The sequence below is a fragment of the Thermoplasmata archaeon genome (assembly GCA_035632695.1).
Classification (GTDB): Archaea; Thermoplasmatota; Thermoplasmata; order RBG-16-68-12; family RBG-16-68-12; genus RBG-16-68-12.
In genome coordinates, this window is record DASQGG010000057.1 from 1 (window position 1) to 7,736 (window position 7,736).

The following is a 7,736-nucleotide window of genomic DNA, read 5'->3' on the forward strand; positions in this document are numbered from 1 at the left end:
GAACCGACGGAGGTGACGGAGAGGGCCTTCCACTTGTACTCCATAGGGCGGGCCATGAATCGGCTTGCGGTATTAAAGGGGCGGCGGCATGGCGGCCCCTGGCGATGACGTTGGGTGCGCCGCCGGGGAGGCTCTCGATGTCCGTCGCCCACCTCGCCCCACTGGAGTTGCGCTCGCCGATAGTGAACTCAATCGCTTCGAGGCCTCGTAGCTCTGCAAGGCCTTCGTAGACCTCTATTCGGACTGGAACCCTGTCTCGAAGGTTTTCTCCAGGTCGACGGTGTTTGCCGCGCTAATTGGCACGTTCGTCGGCGGGAGATGATGAAATCCCTTCGAGGCAATCGAACTCTCGCTGACCACGTCCTCGCTTGCGGTTGCATTACTCTGCAGAGGGGTCGGAAGCTGGCGTCATTCCTGTTATTGCCGTCTCGGTACCGGTTGCCCGTTCATAAAGGGCTTCAGGCATGCGTAGACAGCGAAGTTGTAAGGAGTAGGCACGTTGAAGGCTCGGCCCAGCCTTACGACCGCCCCATTCAAAGCCTCCAGTTCCAGGCGCTTTCCGGACACAAGGTCATAATACATCGACCCTCGCACATCTGGACCCATCCTTCCCGCCGTCGAGAAGGCTCTCTCAACGGAATCTGCGGAGAGTGCGATTCCCTTCTTCAGCGCAACGCTTGCGGCCTCAGACATCACAGACTTCAGGAATGCCGCCGTTTCCTGGGTCGCCAGTATGGTTCCCAGAGGGAGCCTTGTCACGGTCGTCACTCCGTTCACACCACAAATGAAGACGAACTTCTCCCACAGAGCCTGCCGCACGTTCGGGTGCACTTCCGCGTGAATTCCCGATCGAGCAAGACAGTCTTGGACCGCTTCTACACGGGTCGTCAAACCACCTTCGAGTTCGCCGAAGATCAATCTCACGGAGGCTGACTTAAGGTCAATGATTCCGGGTTCATCGACTGCAACGGACATATACGCTAGTCCCCCGAGAAGATGTCTCTCTCCGAGTACTCGACAGAGTCTGTCCGCGGTGTCGACGCCGTTCTGGATTGGAAGGACCACGGTTCTGGGTCCGACTATCGGTTTGATCGTCTCCACTGCCGTATCGACGTCATAGGTCTTCACACAGAACATGATGAGGTCCACATCGTGCCGAATGCTGCCTACATCCCCTGTGGCCTTGACCTTCAATTGGACGTCGTCCTGGGCAGGTGACTTTATCGTAAGTCCTCGTTGACGCATCGCGTCTAGCTGGGCGCCTCGTGCAACAAATGTAACGTCCTCCCCTCCGCGTGCAAGCAATCCCCCGAGATAGCCACCGGTCGCACCTGCGCCCATGACGACAATGTGAATCGAAATCACCTCCGAACAGCAAGATGTACCATGTGGGCCATGTTACTTTGCGTTTCTCTGGCTATGTTCAGAACGCGCCTCACTTTCCGAGGAACGCGGCCCCCGCGCGCCATGTTCGGAGCTGGCGTGCAAGCACTCCCGCCACCGGTCCGTCTAGGGCCGGGACCGGCGTTTGCCTTTCCGAGGTACCGGAAGGCAGTCCACTCGCGAGGCTTATGCGAGCTCGTGTCCATGCGGGAGCTGGGGAACAGCCACGAGCGCGTTCAGGCCCCGAGAGATTCTGAACCCCAGGATTCTGAGTCTCCGCGGCGTCCAACGGAGGAAGTCCAAGTGGGGCGACCGTCCTGCCTACTACGTCGACGGACAGGAATTCGTCCACTTCCATAACCCGCGCGAACTCGACATCCGGCTCACGAGGCGCCTTGGACGGCTCGGCGAAGGGCGACTCCGAGAGGACCCGAGGGTTCGATTCAGGAAGGGGGCGTCCGACTGGATCGCGTTCACTGTACGGACGAAAGGCGATGCAGAGTTCGCGTTCCAGATCATTCGTCTGGCCTGGGAGGCCAACCGGAGAAGTTAGCACTCGGGTCCACGAGTATGCCGAATACTCGGCGCACGCCCCTTCCAAAGGAAGCGAGATGGTGGCACGGTCAGGGAGTTCCCGGCCTCGATGAATGTCCTCTCCCGCGCCGAACCCGTGTACCGCGACCTGAAGGGATGGCCCGAGCTGAGCGAGGAACAATTGATCGACATCGCGAAGAGGGGTACGAGGGGCCTGCCCGAAGCGCCGATGCGGTACCTCCGTGCGTCGAGCCGCAGCTCCAGGTGCGGGTGAAGATCGCCTCCGTAGGGCGGCCCCGTGCCGCGACGGTAGCCCTGGGCCGCTTACCGCGGCACCCGTGCATCCGCTCCCATGGCCCCGACGAGTTGCGGGTGTGTCTGCGACCGTCGTTCCAGGGATCGCAGAGGTCCGAGAAGCCGCTTCCATCAGGGGCTGTCTGCGGTCGCGCTGAGACGCGCCGTCCCGGGCTTGATCGCTCTCATGACCACGAAAGATCCGCGCCCGTGTCCCTCCGTGGTGGGTTCGACGTCCCGGATCTGATCGAGGGGGTGGAAGATCGTCTGGGCGTAGGCGAAGCCGTGGAACCCCTCTCGTTCCATGCTGCCCGCGAGCTCCCCGGCCGAGTAGAACGTTGCCGTCCGATAGAAGGGGTTCTCCGCCTTCCGATTCGCGTATTCGTGCCCCAGGGGGCTCTCCCGATCTACGAATCCGACGAGGATGGCTCCGCCGGGCCGAAGTACCCGGTGGGCCTCCCGAAGCGACGCTGCCAAGTCGTCAACGAAGCAGATCGTCGTCACGAAAAGGGCGCCCTCGAAGGCGCCGTTGGCAAAGGGAAGAGCCTCGGCCGCACCACGAACGACGACGATGCCCCGTCGCCGTGCAATCCGCCCCATCGCCGCCGACGGCTCCACGCCCATCCCCACGCCTAGGGGCGCCGCGAAGCGACGCCCGGATGGAAGCGCATGCATCGAGCAAATCTGGAATCGATCTACGAAGAGGCCTGTCGGACGCGCCAGCGGTCGTCCGAATAGAATGTCTCCTCGCACCTCATCCCGTTTCTGACGCTCCGAACCCGCTGGTCCCTGGACGGAATTCGAGAGTGCCTCGGCGCTCTCTTCGCTACACCCCGGTACTCCGTTTGCGCTCCTTCAGATCTCCGAATCGGGGAAAGACCGACGAAGGTCTGGCCCACAGAACCTCCGTCGAGGCGATTCTCCGGCGCCGCAGGTCGCTCCTTGGTCTCCTTTGAGGGAAAACGAGGATGTCGTGACGGCGGACTTCGTGGCGAGGAGTCTTCACTTTGGACGGGGACCATCGCAGCGGCCCTTTTCTCCCGTGAAATGGTCTGCGGACGAGCTATTCGGCACGCGTGTCGAGTAGAGGACTATGCGGCACGGCGAGCCCGAGCCGAAATCGGACCTCGCGGGTTCGCCGTCACATGCATTCGAACCCTGAGACGAAGGCAAGCAATCGGTCTCGAAGACGATACGAGCCCCGCGCGCGTGACCAGAGCCGCCATGACCCTCACCCGAGGGGAGAGAGTACTCTACCAGCAGATCCACCCTGCGAAGCTTGCCACGGACTGGGGCACAACCCTCACGGGCACCTATCTGCTCTGGGAGCACGAGCTGCTCCTGGGTCTGGCGGTCGTATTCATCCCCGCCATCGCCGCGACGGCGCTCATCGCGGCGTATGCGGACTTGAAGCGACTCCGGGACTCGCCGTTCGGGGCGTACGTGCGAGCCTACATGTCTCCGGCGATGCAGGGCGTCCGAGCACTCGGAGCCGCGGTCATGCTCCTTGGAGCCTGGTTCCAAGTCGTCTGGGCCCATCCTCTTGGCGTAGTGATCATTCTTCTGGGCTGGTTCCGGGGGATCCTCCAGCCGACCGATCCTTTGAAGGATCACTGATTACAAGGCATGAATCTTACCGGTCCCGCCGTCCAGAACCTCTGCCGCGCGTGCCGAGGCCCATGGTGTCCTTGGTGCACCCAAAGTCAAAAGCTTTAGGGGTCGGGCTCGCCCTCACATGATGTAGCTCTGGACGAGGGGGATCAGGGCTCCCATCACGATGAAGCTCACGAACATGCACGCATTGTCGATGGCGTAGACCGCCGCAGGCCGCTTCTCGAAGAACACGGACGGCGCGCTTGTGGTGGCCACGAATCCCAGCCAGATCAGGAACCCAATGATTGCCCCGTCCAGCGCCTTCGTGATGCTGAGTTCCTGGAGGAACCAGGCGAGGAACGCGGCGAGGAGCAGGTTCGTGAAGAAGGCCGCGACAATGGCCTTGCCCTGGCCTTTCATCCCTTCCTGCTGCTGGGCCTCCGTCCTACCCAGGGCCCTCATCCATCGGCGTCCGAACACCGGGCGTGCATACCAAATCATTACGATGATCATGGTCACGATGGTCGCGACGACGAAGGACACCACGAAGCCGGTAGTCAAGGATAGCATGAGGGCCATGGCTTACTCCTCCCGGAAACGGGAGCCACCATTCTCGCTATAAAACTGCGCACGCGTCGTAGGGAAATGTCTATCGAAGCCGGGCTTTGTCGCTCCCATATTCTATCACTGTGGAATCCCGCGGAAGAGACGCCGACCGAGCAGGGACCAGCGAGGGACTCCAGAACCCGCGAGAGTGTCACGATTGGAATCGGGATATCTTAGGGGAGGCGGAAGCCAAGCGAAAGGAGTCCGGAGGCGAGTTCTGGACGGGAACCAAGACCGCCATCGTTGCTGTGGTGGTCTTCTTGCTGGCGTTCTTCCTGTCCGTTGTCTTGTTGGCTTCTCTTGAACCAGCTGCTCCCATCCCTCACGTATTGAGGTCGTGAGGCCGTCCTCTGCCGCGAAACCGGTCCGGGTCGGTCCCGCGATTCACTTCTGAGCGAAGACTTTCACAGTCGCCTCGCCGGTGGTCGGATTGGCGCTTCCTTCGAGCCGTCCCTTGGCCGCGTTGAGCCAGGCGAACTTCTTCGATGCCGTCTGGAAGCTACATGTCCCTTCCAAGCGGTTCGTCGTCGGGTTCAGGATGTTCCCGGTTCCCCGTCCCTGGAGGAGGATCACGTCGCCCTCCGTGATCATCTCCATGGCCCGAAGCTCAAATTCGGAGGGGCCGTCCGGCTTGTACAGCAAATCGACAGTGTCCAAATGGGAGGCATTGTACAGGCCTTTCATTCGACCCTGGCTATTCTGGGAGCCTCGAACGCCCTCGCGCCCGATCTTCTGGATGGTCGTCGACGTCATCTTCGTGGTCAACTCGCCCACCAACTCTTCTGGCATGTTCTCCGCAACCTCCCTCCTAATCCACGCGAATACGTTTCAAGCCTGATACGGGTTTCGGCCCCCCGCCGCTAGGCGGAGAAGGACAGGGTGCCCCGCCCCCGTTCGCCCCCGAGGTCGGCCGGAAGGGCTATGCCGCGAGGAACGGATAGGCGACATGCGATGGCGCAACCTGTGGCGATTCGGGCTGCGACGGTCAACGACTACTCTCGGTGCTTGCCCCTGTTTGATTCCCTGTACCACGGGGACCTCGGCCCGGACTTCAAGCGAACCTTCGAAGACTACGTCGCAGGAGGCGTTGTCCTCGTCGCGGAGCGATCTCGGAAGCTCGTAGGAGTCCTCGTGGGGAGTTACCGTCTCGACATGGACTGGGAAGGAAGGACCGCCACACTCGACGCGTTGGTCGTGGATGAGACGCAGAGAAGGGGAAAAGTCGGGACAGGCCTCGTGGAGCGGTTCGTCTCGCTGGCTCAGGGGCAGGGGTGCAAGGCGGTCAAGTCGAGAGTCAACGAGAAGAACACACAAGCACAGCGCTTCCACGAGAGCCTCGGCTTCACACGGTCACCCACCTACGAATACACCGTGGACTTGGCAGAGCCACGCTGAAATCGAGGACCTGGCAGCAAGGCGAGGACCCGGGAAGTGCCGCCCCGTTCGCCCCCCCGAGCCCGACGGGCGGTCGTGGCACGCGCGGGGGACGGCGAGGGAGGCGGCCGGAAGACGTATCGTCTGAGAAGTCGGTAGGGCTTTCTCTGGCGGAGGGAACCGTACGCAGAACCGGCTCGCCGTCGTCGTGGGCGTCGTCGCCGTCGCACTCGCGGTCGCGGCGCTCGGTGGCCCGTGGTGGGCAATGAGCTTTGGCCCTCCATCCGGCACTCCCGACATGACTCTTGGGTACGAGCCGTTCGGGGCGTGGAGCGCCTGTTCGTCACCTCACGTGATCTGCACCGTAATCCCTGGGAATCGTTCGTATGGCGGAGTCTTGCCGTTGTGGTTGGTCCTCTTCTCCGGGGCGATTCTCTCGGCCGGAGGCATCGCCTGCGGCGCCGTCATGGTCGCCCTTGCGGCTGTGGCCGAGTCGCAGCTCTTGAAAGGCCGGTGGGCGGCGCGGATGGGCGCTCTCGCCTTCGTCCTCATGCTCGCCGCGGCTCTCGAAGTCATGCTGGGGCTCCCCACCGCTCTGAACCAGGCTTCCGGCGGAAGTTCTCCTATCGTGGGCTTCTGGGGATCGATTGTGACGGGCCCGTCGCCAGGGCTCATTTCTTGGGGGGCGGGGTGGGGCTGGGATGCAGCGCTTGTTGCCGCCGCCCTCTTCTTGATTGGCTCGCTCCTCCTGTTCCGAGCACGGGCACAATCGACGAAGTCGGAGACACCGAAGACAGGCCCGCCACAGTAGCCGTCTCCGCCCCCGTCCCCCGAGTCGGCCGGAAGGGCTATGCCGCGAGGGGACGATGAGGACTCGGTACAGTGGACACATGGCCGAGAAGTTCCTTTGCCGGGGATGCGGACGAGAGGTGGAAATCGAGACCACGCGCTGCCCCGAGTGTGGCGCGGAGCTCGAACGGGTCGTCACGGAGAGGGGAGGCCAGCCCTTCGAGGAGTTCATCTCATCCCTCATCCGGGAGCACGAGGAGCTCCGGAAGCACCTGCGGGAAACCAAGGCCGCCTTGATGAAACCGGACTCACCGGCTGCCGTGGCTTCCCTCCGTCGTCTCGGCGCGTCGCTGGATCGGCACGTCGTTGATGAGGAAGCCCGCGTGCTCCGGGTGCTCATCGATGCCCACGGAAAGGACGGAGCCGGGGAGGCGATACGGACGATGCAGCAACACCGGCAGGTCCGCAAGCTGGTGGACGAACTCGCGGATTCCGTGTCGTCGCACGCGGAACGAGCGCCACGCAAGCTCGTGGAACTGGAGAACCTGGTGGAGGAGCATTTCAAAGCCGAGGAAGGGCACATCTTCCCGTGGGCCATCGAGACGAGCAAGAAGGCCGCACGCAACACCTAACGGACACGGTTTCTGTGGTCACGTGCTGGGTCGGCTCTGCGTGTCTGCGTGAGCGCTCCCACCCCGGGCGAGGACGGAATGGGAAATGTGCCCATCCGATTCTCGCAGCCCGACTTGCGTGGACAAAGACGTATAGCCACAGAGCGCCGTCTGTCCGGCACAAGCATCCCTCCATCACGCCGCCCGGGCTTGTCGGCAACATCGCCGCCGGGCGGCTTCTATTTTCTTGTATCGTTAGGTACGCTGTCGGTGCACTCGGTCCCGTTCGCTCCCGAGTCGGCCGGAAGGGCTTGCCCCCGAAACGATTTTGCTCGTGAAGGACCTTCGACGGGGCATGACCCGGAGTCTCTTCTGCTTTCTCGGCGGAGCATGGCGCCCCCCAACGTACGGAAGGCTCCTCCTCTGGGAGTTGAACATGGTCCTCTGGGCCTTCTTGTGGATCGTCTTCATGGCCGGAGGTCTGGGCCAGTGGTTCGGCACCGACTCGTTCCTCATCGGCGATTGGACGAGTACGGTGACCTGGTGGGGGAC

Annotated in this window: 9 protein-coding genes; 5 read left to right on the plus strand and 4 right to left on the minus strand. The window is 62.5% G+C overall.

Annotation, left to right across the window (positions count from 1 at the left end; all coding sequences use genetic code 11):
- Nucleotides 1–417 precede the first annotated feature (417 nt).
- Nucleotides 418–1,365: a 2-dehydropantoate 2-reductase gene (locus VEY12_04605; protein HYM39412.1), complete on the minus strand. Its 948-nt coding sequence runs from the start codon at nt 1,363–1,365 to the stop codon at nt 418–420.
- Nucleotides 1,366–2,026: 661 nt separating this feature from the next.
- On the opposite strand from VEY12_04605, the gene VEY12_04610 reads away from it, so the two are divergent.
- Nucleotides 2,027–2,191: a hypothetical protein gene (locus VEY12_04610; protein HYM39413.1), complete on the plus strand. Its 165-nt coding sequence runs from the start codon at nt 2,027–2,029 to the stop codon at nt 2,189–2,191.
- Nucleotides 2,192–2,343: 152 nt separating this feature from the next.
- On the opposite strand, the gene VEY12_04615 is transcribed toward VEY12_04610, so the two are convergent.
- Entirely contained in the window at nt 2,344–2,886 is a 543-nt protein-coding gene (locus VEY12_04615; protein HYM39414.1) for a class I SAM-dependent methyltransferase, read from the minus strand.
- A gap of 549 nt (nt 2,887–3,435) precedes the next feature.
- Here VEY12_04615 and VEY12_04620 point away from each other — a divergent pair.
- The gene (locus VEY12_04620) at nt 3,436–3,828 is read left to right on the plus strand and encodes a hypothetical protein (GenBank protein ID HYM39415.1); all 393 of its coding nucleotides are present in this window, start codon (nt 3,436–3,438) and stop codon (nt 3,826–3,828) included.
- A gap of 114 nt (nt 3,829–3,942) precedes the next feature.
- Here VEY12_04620 and VEY12_04625 read toward each other — a convergent pair whose 3' ends face one another.
- Complete coding sequence (locus VEY12_04625; GenBank protein HYM39416.1) at nt 3,943–4,383, minus strand: DUF1761 domain-containing protein; 441 nt, start codon at nt 4,381–4,383, stop codon at nt 3,943–3,945.
- 411 nt (nt 4,384–4,794) lie between these two features.
- Nucleotides 4,795–5,199 (minus strand): hypothetical protein, encoded by a 405-nt coding sequence (locus tag VEY12_04630; GenBank protein ID HYM39417.1) that lies wholly within the window; start codon nt 5,197–5,199, stop codon nt 4,795–4,797.
- A gap of 162 nt (nt 5,200–5,361) precedes the next feature.
- On the opposite strand from VEY12_04630, the gene VEY12_04635 reads away from it, so the two are divergent.
- The 3 genes from VEY12_04635 to VEY12_04645 all read left to right on the plus strand — a co-directional run bounded on the left by VEY12_04635 (nt 5,362) and on the right by VEY12_04645 (nt 7,205).
- On the plus strand, nt 5,362–5,805 hold the full coding sequence (locus tag VEY12_04635; GenBank protein HYM39418.1) for a GNAT family N-acetyltransferase: 444 nt from the start codon (nt 5,362–5,364) through the stop codon (nt 5,803–5,805).
- A gap of 382 nt (nt 5,806–6,187) precedes the next feature.
- Entirely contained in the window at nt 6,188–6,595 is a 408-nt protein-coding gene (locus tag VEY12_04640) for a hypothetical protein (protein HYM39419.1), read from the plus strand.
- 55 nt (nt 6,596–6,650) lie between these two features.
- A complete protein-coding gene (locus VEY12_04645; protein HYM39420.1) occupies nt 6,651–7,205 on the plus strand; it encodes a hemerythrin domain-containing protein in 555 nt (184 codons plus the stop codon).
- Nucleotides 7,206–7,736: the final 531 nt, after the last annotated feature.

Excerpts from the sequence above, each read along its gene's own strand:
- VEY12_04620 (HYM39415.1), top strand. The coding sequence starts at position 3,436 with ATGACCCTCACCCGAGGGGAGAGAGTACTCTACCAGCAGATCCACCCT.
- VEY12_04625 (HYM39416.1), bottom strand. The coding sequence starts at position 4,383 with ATGGCCCTCATGCTATCCTTGACTACCGGCTTCGTGGTGTCCTTCGTC.
- VEY12_04635 (HYM39418.1), top strand. The coding sequence starts at position 5,362 with ATGGCGCAACCTGTGGCGATTCGGGCTGCGACGGTCAACGACTACTCT.
- VEY12_04610 (HYM39413.1), top strand. The coding sequence starts at position 2,027 with ATGAATGTCCTCTCCCGCGCCGAACCCGTGTACCGCGACCTGAAGGGA.
- VEY12_04630 (HYM39417.1), bottom strand. The coding sequence starts at position 5,199 with ATGCCAGAAGAGTTGGTGGGCGAGTTGACCACGAAGATGACGTCGACG.
- VEY12_04645 (HYM39420.1), top strand. The coding sequence starts at position 6,651 with ATGAGGACTCGGTACAGTGGACACATGGCCGAGAAGTTCCTTTGCCGG.
- VEY12_04615 (HYM39414.1), bottom strand. The coding sequence starts at position 2,886 with ATGCATGCGCTTCCATCCGGGCGTCGCTTCGCGGCGCCCCTAGGCGTG.